The organism is Kitasatospora sp. NPDC029312 (assembly GCF_055569215.1).
This window is the reverse complement of the sequence record NZ_JBVHXY010000055.1, coordinates 20,387-43,193: the sequence shown is the minus strand read 5'-3', so window position 1 is coordinate 43,193 and position 22,807 is coordinate 20,387. Positions and strand designations below refer to the sequence as shown.

Sequence of the window (22,807 nt, the reverse complement as noted above, 5' to 3'; positions counted from 1 at the left end):
TCACGCTTCCAGGTAGGCCACCACCACAACGGTGCCCAGCACGGTGGCGTAGTAGATCACCCGGGCTCCGTCGCCGCCGCGGAACTCCCGCAGCACCGGCGCGGCCGCCATCGGCGGGGCGGCGCCCAGCGGGTCCGCAGCGATGATCGTTAGCGCGGCGTCGAGCCGTACGGCTTCCTTGTGCTCCAGGGCCCGCACCTGCCGGGCCGCCTCGGCGGAGAAGGTGACGATGGCACGGCGGCCGCCGGCAGCGTGCTTAGGCAACGCGGGCGCCCCCGTCGTCCGTCAGCCCCGCCTCGGTCCGCAGCGTCTCCCAGGACACGCAGCCGTCCAGGTCGATGCCCTCGGCGGCAAGCCGCTCCAGGACGTAGGCCAGGGCGGGCGCGGTGGTGAATTCCTCGGCGGCCGCGCGGCGAAGGCCGGCCGCTTCCTCCGGGTCGAAGGCGATGCGCGCCATGGTGGTCCCCTTCCGGCGGTGGCTGCACCAGCAGGCTAGCGCAGGGCCGCCCGCGGACGGGAGGAATCGAGGGGGCGCGGGCGCCGAAGACCACCGGTGCGGTTGGCGGGCGGCCGGCCGCCGTGACGGAACGGCAGTGACATGGCTGATGGGGGTGGGGGCTGCAGGTGTCACCTTAGCGACGTTCCTGCGGCCAGCCCCGTCGGGCGGCGCGCATTCAGCGGTGCAGGTCACGGACTCCCCCAGATGCTGCAGTCGAAGGAGGAGGGAAGCGGCGCCCGCCGCCCAGACGGGCGCCGCACCTTTCACCGCGAGCCGCCGAGCGGAAGCGCGCGGCGTCGGCCACCGAGGCCCTGGCGGGCGGGCCCGGCCGACCGGTCCGCCCGCTCCGAGCGGACCCAGACCGACCCCGGCGGGTCGTCGGCCGTCGCCGTCGCCGTCGCCGTCGAGCCGGCCGTGGTCGAGCCCGCCGCCGACCGGGGCAACGACACGTCGAAGACCACCCGGCCGCCACCGCTGCGGTGCCCCAGTTCGGTGGTGTCGCCCACCACCAGGTCCGGGCACCGCTCCAGGTAGGGCAGCAGCACGGCCAGGACGGCCCGCACCCTGGCGGCGTCATCGCCCATGACCCGAACTTGGACCATCAGACCGCCACCTCCTCCGAGCCCCAACCCTGCCGCACACCCTGCCCCGGCACCGCCCGAACCCGCCGCCCCATCTCCTCAAGCCGGTCCACCACGGCGAGGCAGTCCCCAAGAGCCCGGTGCCCCCCTCCCAACCGCTGCCACCGGTAACCACCGTGGTACTCGTCCTCCTCGCCCACCCAGTCGCTGAACGGGATCATCACGTCCTCCCAGGACGCCCGTCCCATCCACGCCGCCGTCCGCGCCGAGGCCTCCACCCGCACCCGCTCCCCCAGGCCCTCCGGTGGCTCCTCCGCCGCGAACACCCCGGCCGCAGCCTCCCGCGCCACCTGATCGGCGAAGTACAGGCCGAGTTCGTGCCTCAGCCTCGCAGTATCGAAGGCCTTGTTGTAGATCAGAATCCGGCGCCCGGCCAGCACCTCGCCGAGCTGGCCGACCAGGTTCCCGAACCCCGGCTGCCCCGTCACCATCGCGTGCCCGATCCCGTGGATTCGCTCCGCCTCCACCGGGATCGGCACCCCCGGATCCACCAGCGAGTCCACCAGCGTCTCCCGGCCCACCACCGACACCACCGCCAGATCCACGATCCGCGCGTCCCACTCCAGTCCCGTGGTCTCGCAGTCCAAGGCGACAGCACTTGGATCGGCCAGCGCCTCCGCCGCCCACGCCTCCAGCCGCTCCACCTCCAACGCCCGGGCCCTCAGCCGCTCTTTCTCCCACTCCTCCCGACGGGCCTCCTCCTCCGCCCACCGGGCCCTCAACGCGGCATCCTGAGCAGCCCGTTCCGCCTCCCGCCGCTCAGCACACGGCGGGCACCAGCGCGGCCGCCAGTACGCCCCCGTGAACCGGTTCGCACGCCGCCACGCCCGCGCCTCCCGCAGCGTCGCCACACGCACCGTGCACCCCTCCCCCGAGCAGACCACCGCCCCCGCCAGCCACGCGGCGTCCGCCTCCCGCCGCGCGGCCGCCGCCGCCCTCCGACACTCCGCGCACAACCGCCGCGACCAATACCGATCCCGCACCGACGGGAACGGTCGCCCCTTCGGCCGCTGCCGCCCGCACCCCCCGCACGTCCGCACCCGCAGCCGGGCCTCCACCGCCTCCGCCCGCTCCCGGCACCTCCCGCACTGGCCGCCCCGGACGATGTAGTCCCGCACCACCGCGCACACCGGACACGTCCGCCGGGCCTCCATCGCCGCCTTCAACTTCGACGGCAACGGCCGCATCCTCACCGCTCCCGCCGGGTCATACAACGCCCGCTGTTCGTACCGCCGCCCGCTCGCGTAGTACTCCGTGATGACGTACGCCACCGGCAGTTGACCCGGCGCCAGCCGCAACCGGTACTGCTCGCCGAGCTGAGTCTTCGTCCGCAGCCCCGCCGGCGCCTTCCCCGAGTCGTACACCGGTACCCCGCCGTCCCACCGCCGCGGCTCCCCACGCGGCACCAAACCATCGCCCAACACCACAGCCACACTCCTTTCCAGGAAACGAAGCACACCAATAGAGATACCGGCATAACGCCCGCAAAGCAAGTAATTCAGGAAAACCGAACCTGAATCCGAAAGGTGCCTTATTAATAACGCGTGCGAAGCCGAAGGACCTAATGGAGATCCATTAATTTACCTCCGGTGCCGGCTCCCGGGGCCCGCTCGCGTCCCGTGGATACAGGTCCAAGGCCTCCCGTACGATCCGGGCCGGCGAGTAGAGCCGCGCCACCAGGTCCTCGCGGACCTCCCACAACTCCTCTGGCGTGTCCACCGCCATGCGGATGCCCAGCCGGTCCAGCTCCCGGAACGGTGCCTCACTGACCCGCCACGAGGCAGTCCGCAGCTGAGTCACCAGGTCAGACGGCAGGGCATAGTTACGCTGCCTCAGGCCCCCGACACGCGGTCCCGGCCACCGACCTGACAGCTCCATCTCCAATTCCTCCTCCTCCCGAAGTGGCGCCCACGGCCCCGCCAAGTCCTCCTGCTCCAGCCGCCGGCGCAACGACGCCGCCACCAGCTCCTCCACCGGAGGCCACCAATCCGCCTGCACCCGCGCCACCTCCAAACGCGCTTCCAGCCGGCTCATCCCCTCCCTCTCCAATTCCTCCCGATAAGCGATCTTCTCCACTCGATGCTGCCGCTCACGCAACAGAAACCGGCCCGCCTGAGCGGCCGTAATGCACACGGTGATCTTCCTTTTCTCCATTAGCTCCTCCTCGGGAAAATCTATGGAGATCCATTAATTCCGGCCGGCGGCTCGAAGCGGGGCGGCGGTGATTGCGATCAGGTGGTGCGCGGCTGTGCGGCCGCAGCCTGAGCCACGGTGGCGTACAGGTCGTCCCAGAAGTCGCGGTCGGCGCCGACGTCGCCAGCGACCCACAGCCGAGCCGAGGTGGCGTTGGCTGCGTGTGCCCACTGTCGGGAGGGTTTGCCGGAGGTGGCGGCCGCGGCAGCCTGCAGCGCGGGGACCAGCTGGCCGAGGACCAGCGAGCCTGACGCCGGGGTCAACCACCCGCCGGCCGCGTGTTCCAGCCGCGCCAGGATGTCGGGGATGTACTCGCCGTGCACAGCCCCAGCCTGGCACAGCCAAGCGGCCGGAGCCCACGAACCGTCAACACCGCAGCGTCAACTTCTGGCGGGAGGGTGCATCGGTGCGGGTCAGGGCGATTCGCCTCCGGCGCGGACCACCCAGCAGAGGGGAGGGGGCGTCTGTGCGCGGGTGCACCGTGCGTCGTGGTGCGGGTCCGGACCGGCGGGGGTTTTCCCTCCGAGGGCGGCACCGGAGGCTCGCATGGAACCCCGGGGACCTACGAAGGACGCTCGCAAGCTCGCGCCGCGCAAGCGCGGTCGGGCAAGCCCGATCCTCCTCCGGCCCCCGGGAACCCATGCCAGGGCGGAGCCTGCCGCCCTCGGAGGGAAGACCCCCGCTCAGCCCGAACCCTGGGGCGGGTGGTCAGCTGGCCGCGTGCCGAGCGCTCACCGCGGCGCAAAAACCCGCTCTGACCAGCCTTTTGAGGACCCGCCACCTTGCCATTGGTCGTCATTTGCCGTAAACTAAATAGTGTCGAGAGGGGGAGGGAACGGCACCCCCGAACCCCTCAGATCCCACCAACCCAGGAGGTAGCAGTGGACATCATCGTGTGGCAGGAGTCGTGCGAGTGCGGCGGTAACTTCCTCGGCTACACCGAGGAACCGTGCCGGCCCGACTGCGCCGGCTACCTGCCCGACGAGCTGGAGACCGCCAAGGCCCGCCTGTTCGCCACCGCCGACCGCGGCCACGACGGCACCACCCGGATGGTGTTCATGAACAACGGTGGCCGCAGCAAGCTGATGCCGCTTGACCACGACGGCCGCGCGGTGGCGCTGGCCCCCGTGCTCCACCGGCGGATCGGCGCCCAGGTGGTCGAGGCCGCCCACGTCTACGCCCGCACCGCCTACGGCGCCCGCCGCAACTGGCCGACCCGCTTCACCGTCGAGCGCAGCTGACCACCACAGCCCCCGGGGTCGGCCGGCACCCGGCCCCGGGGCGCCCACCTCCCACCAACACCACCACCCGAAGGAGCACCCATCATGCGCAGCCTGTCCCCCCTCTACGCTCCCGTCCCGAAGTCGGTCCGGCTCGCCACCGTCCAGGACTTCCGCCGCGGCGTCGAGCCCGGCACGTTCACCGAGGAGGACGTGGAGTTGGTGTTGGTCGAGATGACCAATGCCCAGGTGGACGAGTGGGAGTGGCTCACCGAGGCGGTTTTCCCGTGGGGATCGTGCGCGCCGCGCGGCACGATGGTCTACGAGCAGGCTGACGGCGAGTTGCTGGGCATCATGTTCACCGCCGGCCGCGGCACTGGGTGGCACGTCGAGCACTACGACCCCATTTGGGTGGGCGACTACGAGGCCGTACCGTTCGCCGGCCCGACGGGCACGGCTCGCACCGAGCGTATGGCGCTGCAGCAGCTGTTCAACGCCCGCCGGTCCGCCGGGTGGCGCTTGGTGCTGCGGCAGCAGCAGCGGGAGGCCGAGCGCGCCGCCGCCGAGCAGGCCCGCCGGGACGCCGAGCGTGCCGAGCGCGAGGCCGCCGAGAAGCGCCAGGCGTACTACCAGCGCCTGTTTGCTGCCTGACATCGACGCCACACGAGGGGCCGACGGGTATCAACCCGTCGGCCCTTGACATGTCTGACCAGGCATTTTCTTGGAGAACAGCCGGCGTCCCATCTTGTCATTGAGCGTCATTTGCCGTAAACTAAATACTGTCGGGATGGGGAGGGAACGGCACCCCCGAACCGCTCGACTCCCACCAGCGAAGGAGCACAGCACCATGGCGAAGACCGCCCGAATCTGCCACTACACCCCGGCCGAGGTGGCCGAGCTCGCCGCCGCGGAGCACCCGGTGATGGTCCAGCTGGTCACCGGCCAGCCCGGCCGGTGGACCAGCACCGGCGCCGCCCTCACCGGCACCATGACCACCCCGGCCGCCATGCTCAACCCCGCCCACGTCGCCCCTCCGGCCGTCGAGGGGCTGTTGGCCGCCGAGGTCACCGTGGCCGCCGAGCTCGCCCAGGCCAGCGTCCGCCCGATCATGCCCGCGATTGCCGACCCCTACCGGCCCCGCCGCGGTGAGGCCGCTGTGCGGCTGGTCGGTCAGATCGTCGGAGTCGGCCGGCGCGTCACCGCGCGGCTGGAGTTCAGCGACACCAGCAAGCGCGGCCCCGAGCGGCGCCGGCTCGCCGTTTCCCTCGCGGCGTACTACGACGTGGAGTTTGAGCGGGTGGTCACGTGGCACCACCGCGACATCGACACCGGTTACGCCTACGACGAGCAGGGCCGCATGCACGGCACCAGCCGCCGCGAGGAGTACGCCAAGCACTCCCACGGCCACGGCCGCACCGACGCCCGGGTGTGGGGCGAAGCGGAGGCGGTGGCCCGGTTCTGCGCGGTTCTGCCGATCGTGTTGGAGGAGATCGACCGGTTGTCCCTCGCGTGGGGCAAGCGGGTGTCCGCATGGCTCACCAGCCCGGCCGGCGAGCACTACACCACCCCGCGCGAGCGCCGCGGCACCGTCGCCAAGGCCCGCCGCGAGTTCGCCGAAACGCTGGCTCACTGCCTCGGTCGGCACGGCTCGCCGGCCGGGGTCCGTGACGAGGTCGACCCGGGTCGGTCCCTGCCCTACCAGGCCCGTTCCGCCGCCATCGAGGCGTTCGAGGAGATCGGCGGGTCCGAGTGGTTGGAGCAGTGGCAGCGCCCCCAAACCGAGGCCGTATACGAGCGGTGCGCGGCCCTGGCCGCCCACCTGGCCGCCCACATCCAGGAGGAGCGCACCAAGGCCGCGGCCGCCGCCGAACGGGAGCGGATCGAGCAGCGGGTGGCCGCCGAGGCCACGGCCGCCGCCGAGATCGCCGCCCAGGACGCGGCCCACCGCACCATCGTGTTGACCGAGGAAGAGATGGCCCAGCTGGACACCGCCGCCGCCCACGTCGAGCCGGCCGAGACCGAGGAGCCCGACACCGGCCACCGGGAACTCCCGCTCACCGAGCCGGCCCACCAGGTCGAGCCGGTGGCGGAGACCGCGGCCGATCTGCGCGCCAAGGCCGCCATCCTGCAGCAGCTGGACGCCCCCAGCGCGGCCGCCCTGTTGCTGGCCCGGGCCGAGGAGCTGGAAGCCGCCGAGCTCGCCGAGTACCAGGCCGACCAGGACCAGCCCGCCGACGAGGCAGACCCCATCGAGGCCCGGGTGGACCAGCCGTTGAGCACGGACGGCACCGGCGCGCGGACCCGACGGCCCCTGAGGAAGTCGACCGCCCGCCCGCGGAGGCCGTGGCGCCGCCCCTCCGACGGCGCCGACCTGTTCCCCGACGCGGAGGCGGCGCGGCCGGACAACGTGCCCCAGTCGCTGGACCACGTGCCGGTCCACCCCGGCCGCGGCACCGTCGCGGACCGACACACGGCCAGCACCGGCACCGGCACCCCGAGCGGCCGCCCAGGCCGGCTGTTGCGCCTCGCTCTGGCTGCCTAGCAGCCCCCACAGACCCCCGTCCCGGGGCCGGTCGGCACCCAGCCCCGGGACGGCATTTCCCACCAACACCGAGCCATGGAGAACGAGTTGAGCACCCACGAGACGTACGGCGAGCGCGCCGCCGAGGCCCTGGCCCAGTACAACAACGAGGCCCCGGACGACATGCTGACGCTCACCACCGCCGACCGCATCCACTACGGCACCGCGGCACTGCAGGCCACCACGGCCCGCCGGTTCGCCACCCGCCACCAGGCCGCGCGCGACTTCCGCGCGCTGGTCGCCGACCTGTTCCACCTCGCGCACGGCCGGATCACCGCCGGCGGTCTGTGGCTCGCCGCCCAGGAGATCCGCCACCACCGTCCCTGCGTCGAGCACAGCGTCACCGTGCTGCGGGCCCTGGAAGTGGACCAGTGCGCCGCCTTGCTGGCCGCGCTGGTCGAGGCCGCCCAAGCCCACGGCATCGAGACGGCCGAACTGTTCAGCGCGGCCCGCGCGCAGTTCGAGGCCGAGACCGAGGCCGCCGACCGCAGCCGGCACGCCGCGGCGTAAGCCGCGCCCCGGGCCGGCGGTCTCTGCCCCGTACGGGTAGAGACCGCCGGCCCTTGTCCGCGGACAACGCGAAGGGCCGGCGGACACCCCCGAAGGAGTGCGGCACCCACCGGCCCTACATGCTTCCCACCAACGGCCCGAAGACCAGGAAGCACCCCCAGTGTAGTGCGACCGTTCGAACCGGCCGACCAGCTCAGCCCCCGGCCGACGCCGCCCGTATCCTCACCACCAGCACCACGGCCGCCCGCGCGGGTCCGGCCCGGACCAGGAAGAGACCCGATGATCCAGCACGGCCGAACCGCCACCGACGTGACCGGAGTCGCCCAGCTCGCCGGCATGTCCGTGCAGACATGGCGCCGCAACCGGCACGCCGAGTTCGTGAAGGCCGTCAAGCCGTTGGCCTGCAGCAAGAAGCCGTTGCTGTACGACGTCGAGCAGGCCCAGGCGTTCATCGACGGCCGGCCCATTCCCGCACTGCCCGACGAGCCGGCCGACCACCCCGACGACCTGTTGACCGATGCCGAGGTGGCCGAAGTGGCCGGCATCAAGGCGTCCACCGTCCGCGACGAGGCCGCAGACGGTCGCATGGACAGGGGCACCGAGGTGGCCGGCCGCCGGTTCTGGACCCGCGCGGAAGCCGAGGCCCGGCGTGACCGGCCGGCAGAGGCACGCCAGTACCGCGGCCGCACCCCGGGTAGCAAGAACAAGGCCCCGCGCGAGCGGCCCACCGACTCGCGTGCCGCCGAGGTGGCCGCCGAACTCGCTGCAGCCGAGGCCGGCGCACGTGGGCCCGTCACCGCCGCCGAGCTCGCCGAGCGGTACGGCGTCAGCATCCGCACGGCCGAGCGCGCGATCATCCGGGCCCAGGAACTCAGCGAGTGACCGGCTTGCAGGTCGATTCCGGGGTTGGCCGTTGTCGTGTTGGCCCCCGCACGCCGCGCGCAGATGAGTACCTGTACTCATGCTCCCCGGCAGGAGGCCCAGGAGGATGGCCCCGTGCGCGTGATCATCAGGAGGCCCTGCAGCCGTCAACTTGGTGCCGGAAGTCGCCGTTTGAGGCGCGAACAGGCATGCCGACGGACGCACCGATGGTCCGGCCACCAGGTCAACGAGCCCGGTAGTCCGGGAGGCACGGCCAACGAGCGTGTTCGCCCGATAGGACAAAAGGGAAAAAATGCACAATCTGACGTAACGTCAACCCGACTCCCAGAAAAAAGATCGCGCCACGCCGGGATTTTGTGCCGCACAAGCTCCTAAAGCCCTAGGATCTTGACCATGGCATCACGAGGACAACAGCAGCGCGGGCGGTCGGCGACGTTTCACGCCGACAAGCCCGTTCGGGCTGACCTCAGGTTGGCCCCTGGTGACCCGCTCCGGCCGAAGTACGAGCGATTGGTTCGGGCGATGGGTGTTTCCGGCGTCGAGGTGATCCGTCACGCTCTGAGCGCGCTCCCCGTTGGCGAGGACGGCCGGCCGATCGGCTGGACGCCGCCGGAGGAGGTGGCGCAGGCCAGCTAAAAAGACGAAGGCCCCCAGAGGGGGCGATTGATCACCGGACAAATGAAGACCGAGCAGTTACCCGTGAGGGCCCCTCTTCCTAGTTGTGGCGACCAGGAGGAGCCCCAAACAAACAGCCTGGACCGTTTGGCGACGGTCCGAATCCCTAGCCGTGGTGGATGGCGCCACCGGGCCGGTTTTCGTTTGCCCTCAGCAACTCGCCGAGGAGCAGGGCCATTCTGGCACACCCCCGCGGCGGCGGTACAGCCATGCCTGAACCCGGTGTGTCACCGGATTATCGACTTGGCGACCCGCGCGCCGTATTTGACGTGGACCCGACACGTGTTTTGACCGTGTTTGTGACGGAGCTGCACCCGCGCGCGCTGGTGCGTGTGGCGGCCGAGGACGGCCAGGGCGGACACCTCAACAACTACCCCGCCAACTTGACCATGCACGTCTCCGAGGCCGTTACGAATTACCCGTCACGGCCGGTGGTGCACTACTTGACGCAGCGTCGGCGCGGGCTGGACCGATTCGTCTTCCTGGTCGGCGAGTTCGACACCAAGGACACCGGTCGCGCCGCTGCCGAGGAGCACGCCGCCGAGTACGCGCAGATCCTCGCCGCCGAGAACATCGCGCCGGTGCCCGCGCAGTCGGGCCCGTCCGGAGGCTGGCACATCTGGTCGGGGTGCTCGGCCGGGTGTTCGGCGGAGACCGTGGCGCGGATCAACGCGGCGGGCAGGGCGTTGTGGCCGTCGTGGGACAGCAGCCCGCTCTCCAACGCTGCCACCGGCGCGGTTCGTCCGCCCGGTTCACCGCACCGGCACGGCGGGCACAGCCGACTGACGGCCCACACGGTCGAACAGGCGGTGCGGCTGCTCGGTCCCGCCTCGGCCGGCCCCGAGGCCTATGCCCGGGTGGCGGAGCGGATGGAGGCCCTGGCCGCCGAGCGCGGCCGCGCGATCGTGCTCCGGGCGGCCGCGGGCAGCCCGGCCGCCAGCCACGGGCCGAGCGTCCCACCGTCCATCAAGCTGATGGACCCGCGCGACCCGGCCCGGGGTGAACGGCCGGTCGTGCGCCGCGTCGTCGCCGACGAGGACGGCCGTCCGTACATCGCGGATGTGCCGCGCCGCGAGCTGACCGGCCGGGCCGCGCGCCAGCTTGCCCGGAAGCTGGGCGACCGGCACGACCACAGTCACCAGTTCCACGCCCCGCTCGTCGCGATGGCCGTACGGGGGTGGCGGTTCGAGCAGGTGGCCGCGGTGGTGCGGGACGCCGCCGCCTCTCCCGCGCTGGAGTGGCTGCGGACCGTCAAGGACGCCACAGGCGCCCGGATCGAGCGCACCGGCGACGACGCCGCCGCCCGGCTGGAGAGGGCTTGGTGGCTGGCCGTCCAGGACGCCGCCCGGATGCCCCGCCGCCCGGAGGACAGCGACCGTTACGACGGCGCGGCGAGCGAGGCGGAAGACGCCGCCGTTCACCTGCGCAAGCGCATGGACGCGGCCGGCGAAGCCCGGTGGTCCCGCGAGAGCGGCCCGGCGGACTTCCTGCTGCTGATTGTGCTGTCCTGGCTCATGGTCACCTCCGACAGTCTGGACGTCTCCGCCGACGTCCGCCGCCTCGGCGTGCTGGCCGGCTACAGCCACACCGCCGCCGCTGACGCGCTGAACCGGCTCATCAAGGACGGCTGGCTGGTCGTCACCAAGGAAGCCGTCCGGCGCAGAGGAGAGGCCCGCCGGGTCACCCTTGCCACCGGCCACGAGTGCACCGCCGACCACCGCCACCGCTGTGCCGTCTACGAGGTTCCCAAGACACGCCAGGGGTCTGACAGAAGTGTCAACGCCGCCCCCCAGAAGGGTGGTGATGCGCACTCTCAGAACCTCCGGACCTCCCTCGGCACTCTGCTGGCCCACGGTCAGAGCGATGTGTGGCACCGGCTCGGACACCACGCGGCCCGCACGCACCGGGTGATCCTGGAGTCCCGTCGAGGCCTGTCTCTGGTGACTCTGGCGAAGCGCACCGGCTACACCCTCCGTACGACCCACAGGCACGTGCACCGCCTTGAGGAACTGGGGTTGGTCATCACGGTCCAGGGAGCCCAGGGACAGGCTGTGAAGGCCGTCAAGGGAGCGTCACTGTGGCAGGCGGCCCGTCAGTGCGGAACGGACGGGCGGATCGCCCGTCTCGCCGTACGGGCACGGGTAGAGCAGGAGCGGCACCGCTGGTGGCTGGCCGAGGAGGAGTGGTCGGCCCTGGGGAAGGAGGAGAAGCGGGCCCAGGGGCGGCGTCGGGAGGCCGATGAGCTGGTGTTGCCGGGGATGGACCCGGGCCGGCGCAAGTACCCCAGGTTCGAGGACAAGAGCCCCGACCATGCCAGGGCCTACCGGATCGAGGCGGAGCGGATCCAGGCGCCGGGCCTGCTCGTCCACGCGCTGCAGCTCGCCGCGGACGGGCAGTTGGTGGACCCGCCCCGGCTGGTGCCCACCGAGGCCGTGAAGGCCGTGCCGGAGCCGGGCGCGCGACGTCGCCGACGTCGGCCGCGGCCCGCCGGAGTGCGGTCCCGCCGCCGGGGCGGCGCCGTACAGCTGGCGCTGCCAAGCCTGGCGGGCGGGCCCGCCGCCGACGAGCCGTCGGTCCTGGCCTTGGCCCTGCAGCTGAGCTGCCCGCATTGCGATGCCCGCTCCGGGCAGCCGTGCAGGCGGTTGGACGGGCAGTCGGCCGCCCGTCCGCACAAGGGCCGCCTGACCAAGGCCCGGCGGCTGCGAGAGCGGCAGCGTGCCGCCTGGCACCGGCACGGCGCGTGAACCAGGCCGGGGGCTTCCCCGGCCTGGCCAGGACGACACGACGGCTACAACAGGCCAGCATCTTTCAGCACGGCGGCAGCCTCCGAGAGCCGTTTGAACGCGGCGTCACCCTTGCCGTGGTGGTGGTCGGGGTGGTGCAGGCGGGCAGCTGTGCGGTACGCGGTTTTCAGCGTGGTCACCCCGTCGTCGCGCAAGTTGGCCAGGTCGAAGAGGACCGCCCGCGCCTCGGCCGTCGACAGCCGGCCACGGCGGAAGCCGGACGAGGAGGAGCCGGCACGCCGCCGCCGTTCCTCCTGCGCCCGCCGTCGCTCCTCCTCCGCCCGGGCCTCCTCTTGCGCTTGCGCCCGTTCCTCCTGCGCCCGCCGTCGCTCGTACTCGGCCTCCCAGCGCTCCCGTTCCTCCTGCAGCCGCTCCCACGCGGCTTGCTGGGCCCGTTCCTCCTCCGCCTGGCGTTCCTTCTCAGCGGCCGCCGCCTTGGCCTCTCGGTACCCACGCGCCTTGCAGGCGTCAGAACACCACCGCGGCGGCCGTCCGCTTTGCACAGGACGCGTCCAGGAGAACCCGCAGCCCTCACACCACAGACGCTCAGTCCGTGGCGGCCTCGGCGGAGGCACCCGCCGTTCCCTGACGTTCCGTGCCATAGCACCCATCCCATCGCGGATTCTGAGGCTCCCTCACCCGAGAGCCCGTCACGTTTCAAATCGTAACGGTCCTCGGTCTGTGTCACGTTTCAAATCGTGACGCGCCACCGCGCCCCAGTGTCACGATTTGAAACGTGACAACGGCCGGTCGTCCATGACCTCTGAGTTAAGTTTCGTTCCGTTCTACAACGAAACGGAACGAAACAATAAATCGTTTTGTTCCGTTCTTAAACGGAACGCTGGAAATTGCGAACGAAACGGAGGAGCATGGGTGTATGACCGATGATGTGGCGCTCGGCGCCGTCGAATCCGGGGCCGAGGAGGCCGAGACGCGGTGCGGCCGCTCGGGGTGCCCGAATACCTTCCGCCAGCCGCCGACGGGCCGTCGACGCATCTACTGCTCGTACGAGTGCCGGCGGGCGATGTTCGACGCCGGACGGGAGGTGAAGAACGCCGAGGCGTCCGACGGCGGCGCTCGGGGCGGTATCCCGCCGCAGGATCTGACCGCGGAGCTGGTGAGCTTGGTCGCCGGCCTTACGCAGGTGGCCGGCGCGTTGCACCGTGAGCGGGCGGAGTTGGATCCCGCGTCGGTGCGCTCCAAGGTGGCCAGGGCCGAAGCCGAAGCCGCCGGCGCCACGGCCAGAGCCGAGGGGCTACGGGTCAGTGTGGAGGCCGCGGCCGAGGCCATGGCGGAGGCCGCCGAGGAGGTCAAGGAGATTCAGGCCCGGGCGGACGAGGAGGCCCGGGAGGCTGCCCGCGTGATCGCCGAGCTCACGGCGGAGCGCGACCACTATCGCGACACCGCGGCTGCCGAGGCCAACCACGCCAGCGCGGCACTGGAGATGCAACAGGCCGCCTTGGACCACGCCGGCCGCCTCGGGCTCAGGGCCCAGGAGAGCGAGGACCTGGCCGAAGCGGCGCGCGCCCGTGCCGTGCAGTTGGTGGCGGAGTTTCAGGCGTTGGCCGAGAGGACCGCGGCGGCGGAGGCGACGGCCAGGGCCGCCGTCGACCAGGCCGCAGCGGAGAAGGCCCGCGCCGACGAGGAGGAGGCGAAGGCGACAGCCGCGCGGGACGCCGCCGAGAAGGCCGTTCGCGCGAAGGACGCCGCGGAGCTCAAGCAGAAGAACGCCGAGGACCGCGCTACCAAGGCCGAGGAGGAGAAGGCCGGCGCGGTGGAGGCCAAGCGCGTCGCCGAGGGGCTGCAGAAGGAGGCCGAGAAGAGGACCGCGGCGGCGGAGGCGACGGCCAGGGCCGCCGTCGACCAGGCCGCAGCGGAGAAGGCCCGCGCCGACGAGGAGGAGGCGAAGGCGACAGCCGCGCGGGACGCCGCCGAGAAGGCCGTTCGCGCGAAGGACGCCGCGGAGCTCAAGCAGAAGAACGCCGAGGACCGCGCTACCAAGGCCGAGGAGGAGAAGGCCGGCGCGGTGGAGGCCAAGCGCGTCGCCGAGGGGCTGCAGAAGGAGGCCGAGAAGAGGACCGCGGCGGCGGAGGCGACGGCCAGGGCCGCCGTCGACCAGGCCGCAGCGGAGAAGGCCCGCGCCGACCAGGCCGAAGACCGGTTGGCCTCCCTTGCCGTCGGCCCCCTGCCGGCGGCCGAGTCGGCCAAGGCCGCACCGGCCGTCCCGACCAAGCCCAAGCGGGCGAAGAAGGACGAAGGCCCCAAGCCCATTCCCCCCGTCCCCGGGCAGGAGGAGTTCGGGGAACCGGAGGACCAGGACCCGGCCGAATAGAGACAGGAAACGGCGACGGCCCCCGCGCGGATCGAATCCGCACGGGGCCGTCGCCGTGTCCGTCACGTGACGCCTGCACCGGCCAGGGCTCAGGCCGGTCCAGGCCCCAGTGCGCGAGGTGCGGTCAAGGCGTCGAGCTCCGCCCGGCGGGGAGGGGTCGCCAGTTCTGCGGTTTGCGGCGCGGACGGCAGCGCGGGCGCCACCGGTGCAGGTTCGACGGGGGGCCGGGCCGCACTGCGGTCCAGCGCCCGTTGCCGCCAAGCCGCCCGGCCATCCGGCAGTTCCCTCCGGCGCCCACCGCTATCAACGGCGGGTTGGGCCGCGGCGGAGTCCATTGGTGTCCGCCCACCACCGCCGTTGCCACTGCCACCACCACCGGGCGGCCTGGCCGAGCCGCCGAAGCCGGCAGCCGACCGCGGCCGCGCCGTACGGGCCTGCGCCCGCTCACGCCAGGCTCCCCGCCCCGCAGGCTCGCCGTCCCCTACCGTCGGCCGGCTGGCTGGCACGTCCGCCACCGTGGACGAGCGCGCCGATCCGGCCGCCACGCTTCCCGGCCGCGGAGCCGGGGCAGGGCTCACAACACCGGTCCCGGGCACGGCGATGGCACCAGCCGTTTGGCCGGCGGCCGCCGCCAGGACGTCCGCTCCGACGAGTGGCACCACCACGTCAGTGGTCACCGCGGGAACTCCGCCATCGCGGAACCGAACGGGCGGCCCACCAGCGGCTCGCCCGGTATCCCGCACGGCAGCCACTCCCGGCACACCGCGTTCGGCGGGCACCGTCACCATGTCTTTCACCAGGGTCTCCTACAGCGGTCGATCGAGTGGGGCGTGGATCTAACGGAAGCTGACGACCGTGCGATCGTCAGCCGCCGTACATCGAGTGGCAGAGCTGCAGCAGGTTCGGGGGCAGCTGCCCGGTCTGTCGGGCGGCGGTGCACAGCCCGCCCGAGCCGCCGCCCGGCAGTGGCACCACCGGGCCGCCGACGGGCGGGGCCGGGGCCGGTTGTGCGGGGCGCGCGGGCGTCACTGCCGGCGGCCGGGCGGCGCCGTCGGACGGGCGGGTGGGCCGCCCGACCGCCGGCCGCTTGGACGAGCTGCCGGACGTCGGGGGTACCGCCTCGGGGTCCGGCTCGCTCGCGTCGCCATTGGCGGCCGCCAGGTCGGTGGTCGGGTCGGCTGCAGGGGGCACGGCCGGCGCCGCAGGGACGGGCACGGCGGTGACCGTCGAGGCCGGGGTGGCCGACGGCGCGGCCGCCGACGGCGGAGTGACCGTCAGGGGCCGCCACAAGCCCGCCACCGGCTGCAGCAGCGGCGCGTCCGGCCGGTCGAGCTCGCCCGCCTCAGCGGCCACCAGGAGCACCAGGGGGAGGGCCAGTACCGGGGTGACGGCGAGGAGGCCGACCCGCCGTCGAATCGGCCCGGCCGCGGCCGGTGGTCGAGGCCGGGCCGGCGCCGCTGCAGGAGCCGGCGGGCGGGGCGGCATTGGCACCCCGATCGGGACCGTGCCGAACGGGGCACCGGCGGGGGCACCGGCGGGCGCCGCGGTGCCGGTAGGAACGCCGCCAAAGACGGGGGCCTCGGCGGTGGTGGACTGGTTGCTGTTCACGGGTGCCTCACTGGTGGTGCGGGCGGGCCGTCAGAGGTCCTGCAGAGTCGGGCGGATCAGCTCCGCCGGTATCCGTCGGCCGACGTCCACCAGCAGCTCACCGGGCACCCCGTTGTCCAGCCACTCCCGGCAGACGGCGCCGTACGCCAGCAGCGGTTCCCCGTGCTCACCCATCAGCGCCGAGGCGGCGTCGGGCCGCACCGGCAGCCCGAGATAGGCGGCCCCCGGGTCGGGCCAGGTGGGATCGAGCACCAGGCCGTCCACACTGCCGCACCAGGCGTGTTCGAGCGGGTAGAGGCCGGTCCAGGTAACCCCTTCCACGTACGCCAGCCCGTCCGGCGATCCCCAGGCCCAGGAGACCGATTCGATGTAGCAGCCTCCCGGCTCGCCGGGCGGCGGCCCACCGCCCGGCCACGGGCGCGGGGTGAACAGCCTGCCGACGTCCAGGAGGAGTGCCAGGACGTTGACGTACCGGTGTCCCGGCGGCGGGTCGCCGAGCACCGACACTGCGTTGTGCAGGTCGGTGACCAGGAGGCGTTCAGCATCCGTTAGACCGGCGGAGTTGGAGAGCGCGGGGTTCGTCACAGCAGTGCCCGATCCACTCGTTCGGCGTGCGTCCGAGCCTCCGGGGTGATGGCGGCGTTGCGCTCCAGTTCGGCGGCGCAGGAATCGCAAGGTGAGTCGTACCGGACGTCGGGCGCGCAGTACGAACAGGCCGCCAGCCCGGGGCGGGCGGTGGCCGCGGCACCGCCCCGGGCAAGGGCGCACTTCACGAACGAGAGTCGGAGGTGGTCATACCCTGCTGCCGCCGCCGGGAGGCGCATCACGGCCACCCACTGCCGGAAGCATTCCAGGTGTCGCACCCCGTTGACTTCGATGCTCGCCAGCACGCCGGGGGAGAACGGCAACGGCGGGGTGTCGGCGGGGATCAGTCCGGACAGTCCGTTGTAGAGGATGGGAGCAGGCCGGTAGGAGTCGGAACCCGCTTCCTGCAGTCGGAGGTGGGCCACGCGAACACTCCACCCTCCGGCGAAGCGAACCACGGCTTCCGGGCGCGGGAGGACAACGTGGTAGGACGGAAATCCCCAGGGCCCCTGACGCAGCTTCTCGCCCGTCCCCACCGACTCCACCCGCCAGGTGGTCGGCCGGAGCTCCGATACGGGGCCGAGTTCGGAGGAGAGGGCGCGGTGCAGTTCTTCCGGCGAGGCGTCGATAGCGCCGGGGAACGGGTTCCCGGGCATGGCGCCGGGCCACAGGTTGATCCGGTGCAGCCGCCAGCCGGAGGCCGAGGGCCTGTTGCGCAGCAGGTCCCCCGGGAACCAGGACAGCACGAAGTCCGGTTCCGGGTCGGTTGTGGTCGGCGCCGGCGGCGCGGTTTCGTCCATCGTTCCCCCCTCGGGTGGAGCGGTCGGCCGGAGCGGGCCGCGGGTGATGTGGTGACCGCGGGGCGGTCAGGTCAGAACAGCCGGAGCTGATCGGCGTACGGGTCGCCTTTGGCGATGACCGCGGCCAGGACGGCCGCGAGCTGGTCGGGGTCGGTGATGCCCTCGGCGACGGCCGCGAGCATCGCGGCCCGGATGGCGAGGGACTGTTGGTGCTGGCCCCTCAGATCGGCCCGGCCGAGGCGCGAGCGGTTGGTGATCCGGTCTCGGGCCGCCGCCATCTGCAGGTTGGCCGATTGGGTGTCGGCCGTCAGGTGCTGTGCCCCGGGTTCGTAGCGCACGCACAGCGGGGTATCACACTCGTGGAGGACGACGTGTGCGGCGGGCATCTGCCCGTTGTACGCCTCCCAGAGGAAGCGCGAGACGCGCACCGTCGGCGACCGTCGGCCGAGCAGCTGGTTAGCGGCGTTGTGGAACATGCCGTACCCGTCGGAGACGGCACCAACCCAGATCCAGCAGCCGGACGTCCTGACGACTTTTTCGGTGAACCGTCGCCACGTCTCGGCGTCGGTGAATGGCGGCCGCTGCCACGGTTCCAGAGTGGCCATCAGCGACCACCGCCGGGGTCGCCGCCGAGCACGGCGGAGGGGGGGGGGGGGGGGGGGGGGGGGGGGGGGGGGGGGGGGGGGGGGGGGGGGGGGGGGGGGGGGGGGGCGGCCTCCGCCTCCACTGTGCGGGTTGGGGGGAGGGGGGTGCGGGCGGCGTTGGACAAGTGGTACACAGGACCCAACCTGGTGGCGCTCCCCGGCGCGGGGGGGGCGGGGGGTCCCCCCCCCCCCCCTGCCCCCCCCCCCCCCCGGCGCAGGTTCGACGGCCCGGCCACGGGTCAGCTAACGGATGCTGCCGCAGCCGCCTCGGCGGCATCATCCGAGCCGCTGGAGTCCTGGCCCGGCACGCTCGCCGCGGCCGCCTCGGCGGCGCCGTCGGCCGAGCTGTCGGCGCCCTCGGAGTCGGCGGCAGGGGCGCCGCCTCGGCGGCGTCGGCCGGCCTTTTCCTCCGCCTTGGCGAGGAGTTCGGCGTGCACTGCCTTGACCCGGGCGGCCGGCACCACCTTGTTGGCCCGCTCCACCTCAGCCAGGGCAATTCCCGTCAGCTCCGACACCGCGCGGGCGGAGCCGTAGAGCTTGACCGCCACGGCCAACGCTTCCTCTTCCGCCGTCTCGGCAGCGGCCAGCGCCTCGGCGGCCTCGGCGGCCGCCTTGTGCGTGGTCACCACCAGGACGTCCGCCAGGTCCTTGACCCGGGTTTCGACCGCCTCCCGCTCCCGCCGCCGGCGGCGCATCTCAGCGACTGTCAGGGTTCCCTCAGTGTCTGCCATGGGCTGATGGTAGCCCTCGGTCGGCCCCCGCCGCGGCGGATTCCCTGCCGCCCGTTCGGGTGCGGGTACACCGGCTCCATACCGGCGCGCTTCTGCCGGCGGAATCGGCCGACCAGCCGGACGCCGCCGCCGAGCTTCCACCTGCCCGTCCGTACCGGATCTGACGGCGCGTCGTGGTGATCAGCCCACCGTTCCTAATGGTTCCTATCCGCTGCCAGCTCCACCGTCTTGGTTGAGCTCACTACCACGCACCTTCGGCGCGTCTTGCCGCCCTTCCCCCGGCACCCTCCCTAGGGGCTCTGCCCCCCACCCCGTCAAGCCAGGCAAAACCACAAGATCATTCACAGTGCTAAGGTATCGTCAGTTCCTGACGATACGCTGCGCTAGTTGATCATGGTTGCTGGATAGCCCGGATCGAGGGGGGAAGGAGGGTCCGGCATGGCTTGGGTTACCGCCATCGGGCCCTCGGACGAGCAGGTGGAATACCGCCTGACAGGCCGCCACGGGTGCGCGATCGCGGACGCTTCGCTGGTCGCCGCTGCCCCCACCGTCGAGGCGATCCGGGCGCACGCTGCCGCCGTCGGTGTTGACCCGGCTGAGCTGTTCAGCTCCGATCGGCAGCGCGAAATCTGGGGCCGGGTGTCGCGGCAGGTCGACGCCCGGGGCGAGGCCTACCGGATCAAGGCGTCCACCGTGCAGGGGCTGTTCAAGGCCGCCGGGATCGGGTTCCCGGCCGAGCTGTACGGCGAGGAGCTGGAGGCCGCGGCCGCCGCCGAGGCCGATCACGCGATTGCGTACCGCATGGACGTGACCGAGCGCCCGTTGATGTGGATCGGGTCGGGCCTGGCCGAGTTCGGGATCACGCCGGGCAGTGAGCTGGAGCCCGCGCAGTTCGACGCCGCGCGGGCGATGATGAAGGGCGTTGACCCGCGCACCGGGGAACAGCTGGTCGAGCCCAAAATGGCGGTCGACCCGCGCGGGAAACTGGCGGCGCGGCCGCTGGTCGAGGCGATCCAGGCGCTTGCCGCCGAGCGCGGCGTGGCCCCCGAGTCGCTGCTGACCTCTGACCGCAAGCGCGACGCCTACGGGCGGATGGTGCGCGGCATCCACCGTCTCGGAGATGCCCACCGGGTGCGGGTCAGCGACATCGCGAAGCTCGCCGATGCGCTCAAGATCGACACCATCGCGCTGTACGGCGAGGCCGCCATGGAGAAGGCGTTGAAGTACGAAGGCCGGCGCGTCCAGGTAGGCAATCGCGGGTTCGACTTGACGATCAATCTGCCCAAGGCATTCTCTGTTGCGTTGGCGTTCGCGCCGGACGATTTCGCGCGCGAGCTGGAAGAGGTCTTCGTGGCCGCGCTCACCGAAGCGGTGTCCGCGACGGAGCGGTGGACGGCGTACGGGATGCGCGGCCACCATGGCGACGGCCAGTCCGCCGAGACCATGGCGACGTCCGGTCTGATGGGATGGGTCAACTTCCACAGAGCCGCCAGGCCGGTGGGTGACGCCCCGTTCGGTGACCCGCACATGCACGGCCACGTGACGCTCGCCAACCTCGGTCGAGGCGAGGACGGGCAGTGGTCGACGGTCGCCGCTGGCGGCCGCGACCTGTACCGGCACGCGCACGCGATCGACAGCCTGATGCAGGCGCGCGTTCGCACCGTCACGAACGAGCGCTGGGGCATCAAGTGGGAGCGGGACGCCGAGTCCGGCGTGTGGCAAATCGTGGGCATCCCGCCGGAGACGATCCAGCTGTTCAGCAAGCGCAACGCCGAGATCAAGGCGTTGTTCGCGGCACTCGGGATGGACTACACCGAGACCACCACCGAGCAGCAGAAGGCCGCCGCCGCGGCGCTCGCGGGCCGCAAGGACGAGCGCGCCACTGCCGCCTCGGACGCCACGCTGCGTGCCTACTGGCAGGCCGAGGCGGAGGCCGCCGGCCAGGACCCGGCCGCCATCATCGGCGCCGTCCTGGCCCCCGAGGCGATGAGCGCCGACGCGTCCACCAAGGCACAGCCCCCGCGCGATCCGGCCGACGTCGACGCGGTGGCCCGGTGGGTGTTCCGCGTCTCAGGTGGGCTGACCTCACACCGGAAGGACTTCACGAAGGCGGAGGCGTTGGCGGCCGTCGCCGATGCCGTCGCGCATGGCGTTCTCGGCGTCGATCAGATCGAGCAGCTGACGGACCGGGTGCTGCTGCACCGGGGCATGGCTGTGCGGCTCGACACCCGGTTGCCGGGTCACCTGCGCAACACCGAGCGGTTCACGACCGCCGACATCGTGGCGGCCGAGCGCCGGATTCTCGCCGAGACGCGCGCCCGCTTCAACAGCGGTGCCGCCGTGGTCGACCAGGCCACGTTCGAGATGACCGTGTCCACCTACACGGCCATTCAGCGGGCCACCAACCCGGAGTTCGAGCTGTCCGCCGAACAGTTGGGAGTGCTGCACCGAATCCTGGTCGAGGGTCACGGCGTCGACGCCATCGTGGGCATTGCCGGCGCCGGTAAAACCACGATCATGGAAGCGGCTCGCATGGCGTGGGCGGCTCAGGGCCAGGTGGTTATGGGTGCGTCCACGGCCGCCGTTGCCGCCCAGAACTTGCGCGCCGAAGCGGGCATCGAGTCGTCCACGCTCGCGCTGCTGTTGCAGCGCATCCGGAAGAGCAACGGCGTGCGCGGCCTGCACGGCGTGGACGTGCTCGTGCTGGACGAGGCGGCCATGGTGGACGACCGCCAGCTAGCCGAGCTGTTGGCCCACGCTGGTCTCACCGGAACCAAAATTGTGGGGATCGGTGACCCGAAGCAGCTGCAGAGCCCTGGCGTTGGCGGGGCGTTCGCTGCGGTCCACGAAGTCGTGGGCGGCCACACCCTGTACACCAACTACCGGCAGCGTGATGCCGTCGAGAGGCGCGCGCTGCAAATGTGGCGCGACGACCAGCGCCGGGAGGCTCTGCGGACCTACGCGGACCACGGGCGGGTGCACGTCACCGAGACCCGGCAGGAGGCCATGGCGGCCATGCTGGTTGCCTGGCAGGACATCCGGGATGCCCGCCAGCAGGTGCACGAGCAGATCGCCAGCACCCTGATTCTGGCCGCCCGCAACCGCGACGTGGACGAGCTCAACGCGGCCGCGCGTGCGATCCGGCGTGAGCTTGGCGAGCTCACCGGCCGGGAGGTTGAGTACCGGCTGTCCGGCGGTGAAACGCTGGCTCTGTCGGCCGGTGACATCGTGCTGATTCGCCGCAACGACTACAAGTCCAAGCAGCACCAGGGCGCCGAGGACGTCTACAACGGCACCCGCGGCGTGGTCGTCGAACTGGACGACCAGGACCGCGCGCTGGTGGAGTGGCGAGAGAAGGTCGAGGGCGGCCAACACCGCATTGTGCGTGAGTGGCTGGAGGCCGAGTACATCGCGGCCGGAGGACTCAGCTACGGCATCGCGATGACCGTGCACAAGGCCCAAGGCTTGAGCGTGCTGGACACGCTCGTGTACGGCCCCGGCCTGGCCGCCAACGGGCTCTACACCGCGCTGTCGCGCGACAAGCACAGCGTGCACCTGTTCATTCCGCGCGCCGAGGTCGAGGACGAGGAGAAGCGCGTCACCCTTGGCGAGCCGGCCACCGAGGCCGAGGCGATGGACCGGGTGCTGGCCGGGTTCGCCGAGCAGTTGGCGAGCAACGACGGCCAGGAGTACATGGTCGTCACGGAGCTGGGCGAGACGCTGGAACCGCTCACCACTCCCCCGCCGGCGCCGACCCGCGAGCCCGCCGCTGAGCGCGACGGCGCCCGCGAGGCCGAGCCCATCCGGGCCGCCGTCCCGCTGTTCGCCGAGGCCGTCCGCGACGGCCTGGCCGGGCACGGGTTGGACGCGGACGCCGTGCTGGCGGACGCGTCGTACGACGCGCTGGACGAGGCCCTGGCCGCGGCCGCCGCGGCCGGGCTGGACCCGGCCGAGGTCCTGCACCGGGTGGTGGCCGAGCGGCCGATCATCGACGCCGAGTCCGTCCCCCGCCTACTCGCGTGGCGGGTCCGTACCGAGCTCGCCGCGGGTGCGGAGGAGCCGTCGCAGGAGATGGACGGGCAGGCCGAAGAGATCGGCGTGGAGCTTGCCGAGGACCAGGCCG

21 protein-coding genes are annotated in these 22,807 nt (G+C 72.2%); 9 read left to right on the top strand and 12 right to left on the bottom strand.

Annotated features, from left to right (window positions below; all coding sequences use genetic code 11):
• From ACZ4WV_RS31695 to ACZ4WV_RS31680, 4 genes are all read right to left on the bottom strand, one after another.
• Positions 1–264, bottom strand: coding sequence for a hypothetical protein (locus ACZ4WV_RS31695; protein ID WP_465752093.1), 264 nt, complete (start codon positions 262–264; stop codon positions 1–3).
• Positions 257–457 (bottom strand): hypothetical protein, encoded by a 201-nt coding sequence (locus ACZ4WV_RS31690; protein WP_465752092.1) that lies wholly within the window; start codon positions 455–457, stop codon positions 257–259. The genes ACZ4WV_RS31695 and ACZ4WV_RS31690 overlap by 8 nt, the downstream gene beginning before the upstream one ends.
• Positions 458–762: 305 nt before the next feature.
• Positions 763–1,083 carry a hypothetical protein gene (locus ACZ4WV_RS31685; RefSeq protein ID WP_465752091.1) on the bottom strand — a complete coding sequence of 107 codons (321 nt, stop codon included), beginning with the start codon at positions 1,081–1,083 and terminating at the stop codon, positions 763–765.
• A gap of 17 nt (positions 1,084–1,100) precedes the next feature.
• The gene (locus ACZ4WV_RS31680; RefSeq protein WP_465752090.1) at positions 1,101–1,862 is read right to left on the bottom strand and encodes a 3'-5' exonuclease; all 762 of its coding nucleotides are present in this window, start codon (positions 1,860–1,862) and stop codon (positions 1,101–1,103) included.
• A gap of 79 nt (positions 1,863–1,941) precedes the next feature.
• On the opposite strand from ACZ4WV_RS31680, the gene ACZ4WV_RS31675 reads away from it, so the two are divergent.
• Positions 1,942–2,250, top strand: a complete 309-nt coding sequence (locus ACZ4WV_RS31675; protein WP_465752089.1) for a hypothetical protein — start codon at positions 1,942–1,944, stop codon at positions 2,248–2,250.
• 465 nt (positions 2,251–2,715) lie between these two features.
• Here ACZ4WV_RS31675 and ACZ4WV_RS31670 read toward each other — a convergent pair whose 3' ends face one another.
• Both ACZ4WV_RS31670 and ACZ4WV_RS31665 read right to left on the bottom strand, forming a co-directional pair.
• Positions 2,716–3,294, bottom strand: coding sequence for a hypothetical protein (locus ACZ4WV_RS31670; RefSeq protein ID WP_465752088.1), 579 nt, complete (start codon positions 3,292–3,294; stop codon positions 2,716–2,718).
• A gap of 77 nt (positions 3,295–3,371) precedes the next feature.
• Complete coding sequence (locus ACZ4WV_RS31665) at positions 3,372–3,656, bottom strand: hypothetical protein (protein WP_465752087.1); 285 nt, start codon at positions 3,654–3,656, stop codon at positions 3,372–3,374.
• A gap of 558 nt (positions 3,657–4,214) precedes the next feature.
• Here ACZ4WV_RS31665 and ACZ4WV_RS31660 point away from each other — a divergent pair.
• The 6 genes from ACZ4WV_RS31660 (at position 4,215) to ACZ4WV_RS31635 (ending at position 11,945) form a co-directional block, all read left to right on the top strand.
• Entirely contained in the window at positions 4,215–4,574 is a 360-nt protein-coding gene (locus ACZ4WV_RS31660) for a hypothetical protein (RefSeq protein ID WP_465752086.1), read from the top strand.
• An 84-nt stretch (positions 4,575–4,658) separates the two neighbouring features.
• Positions 4,659–5,204, top strand: a complete 546-nt coding sequence (locus tag ACZ4WV_RS31655; RefSeq protein WP_465752085.1) for a hypothetical protein — start codon at positions 4,659–4,661, stop codon at positions 5,202–5,204.
• A 196-nt stretch (positions 5,205–5,400) separates the two neighbouring features.
• A complete protein-coding gene (locus tag ACZ4WV_RS31650) occupies positions 5,401–7,095 on the top strand; it encodes a hypothetical protein (protein WP_465752084.1) in 1,695 nt (564 codons plus the stop codon).
• Positions 7,096–7,170: 75 nt separating this feature from the next.
• Positions 7,171–7,644: a hypothetical protein gene (locus ACZ4WV_RS31645; RefSeq protein WP_465752083.1), complete on the top strand. Its 474-nt coding sequence runs from the start codon at positions 7,171–7,173 to the stop codon at positions 7,642–7,644.
• 279 nt (positions 7,645–7,923) lie between these two features.
• Entirely contained in the window at positions 7,924–8,526 is a 603-nt protein-coding gene (locus tag ACZ4WV_RS31640; RefSeq protein ID WP_465752082.1) for a hypothetical protein, read from the top strand.
• Positions 8,527–9,500: 974 nt separating this feature from the next.
• Complete coding sequence (locus ACZ4WV_RS31635; RefSeq protein ID WP_465752081.1) at positions 9,501–11,945, top strand: hypothetical protein; 2,445 nt, start codon at positions 9,501–9,503, stop codon at positions 11,943–11,945.
• Positions 11,946–11,989: 44 nt separating this feature from the next.
• Here ACZ4WV_RS31635 and ACZ4WV_RS31630 read toward each other — a convergent pair whose 3' ends face one another.
• Entirely contained in the window at positions 11,990–12,487 is a 498-nt protein-coding gene (locus ACZ4WV_RS31630; protein ID WP_465752080.1) for a DnaJ domain-containing protein, read from the bottom strand.
• A 374-nt stretch (positions 12,488–12,861) separates the two neighbouring features.
• On the opposite strand from ACZ4WV_RS31630, the gene ACZ4WV_RS31625 reads away from it, so the two are divergent.
• Positions 12,862–14,316 carry a hypothetical protein gene (locus ACZ4WV_RS31625; protein ID WP_465752079.1) on the top strand — a complete coding sequence of 485 codons (1,455 nt, stop codon included), beginning with the start codon at positions 12,862–12,864 and terminating at the stop codon, positions 14,314–14,316.
• 864 nt (positions 14,317–15,180) lie between these two features.
• On the opposite strand, the gene ACZ4WV_RS31620 is transcribed toward ACZ4WV_RS31625, so the two are convergent.
• The 5 genes from ACZ4WV_RS31620 to ACZ4WV_RS31600 all read right to left on the bottom strand — a co-directional run bounded on the left by ACZ4WV_RS31620 (position 15,181) and on the right by ACZ4WV_RS31600 (position 18,684).
• Entirely contained in the window at positions 15,181–15,669 is a 489-nt protein-coding gene (locus ACZ4WV_RS31620; protein WP_465752078.1) for a hypothetical protein, read from the bottom strand.
• A 285-nt stretch (positions 15,670–15,954) separates the two neighbouring features.
• A complete protein-coding gene (locus tag ACZ4WV_RS31615) occupies positions 15,955–16,509 on the bottom strand; it encodes a hypothetical protein (protein ID WP_465752077.1) in 555 nt (184 codons plus the stop codon).
• The gene (locus tag ACZ4WV_RS31610) at positions 16,506–17,309 is read right to left on the bottom strand and encodes a hypothetical protein (protein ID WP_465752076.1); all 804 of its coding nucleotides are present in this window, start codon (positions 17,307–17,309) and stop codon (positions 16,506–16,508) included. Before ACZ4WV_RS31610 ends, ACZ4WV_RS31615 begins: the two co-directional genes overlap by 4 nt.
• A gap of 71 nt (positions 17,310–17,380) precedes the next feature.
• The gene (locus tag ACZ4WV_RS31605; protein WP_465752075.1) at positions 17,381–17,914 is read right to left on the bottom strand and encodes an HNH endonuclease family protein; all 534 of its coding nucleotides are present in this window, start codon (positions 17,912–17,914) and stop codon (positions 17,381–17,383) included.
• Positions 17,915–18,192: 278 nt separating this feature from the next.
• A complete protein-coding gene (locus ACZ4WV_RS31600; RefSeq protein WP_465752074.1) occupies positions 18,193–18,684 on the bottom strand; it encodes a hypothetical protein in 492 nt (163 codons plus the stop codon).
• 438 nt (positions 18,685–19,122) lie between these two features.
• Between ACZ4WV_RS31600 and mobF the strand changes: the two genes are divergently transcribed.
• A partial coding sequence (mobF, locus tag ACZ4WV_RS31595) for a MobF family relaxase (RefSeq protein WP_465752073.1) occupies positions 19,123–22,807 on the top strand: 3,685 nt, incomplete at its 3' end.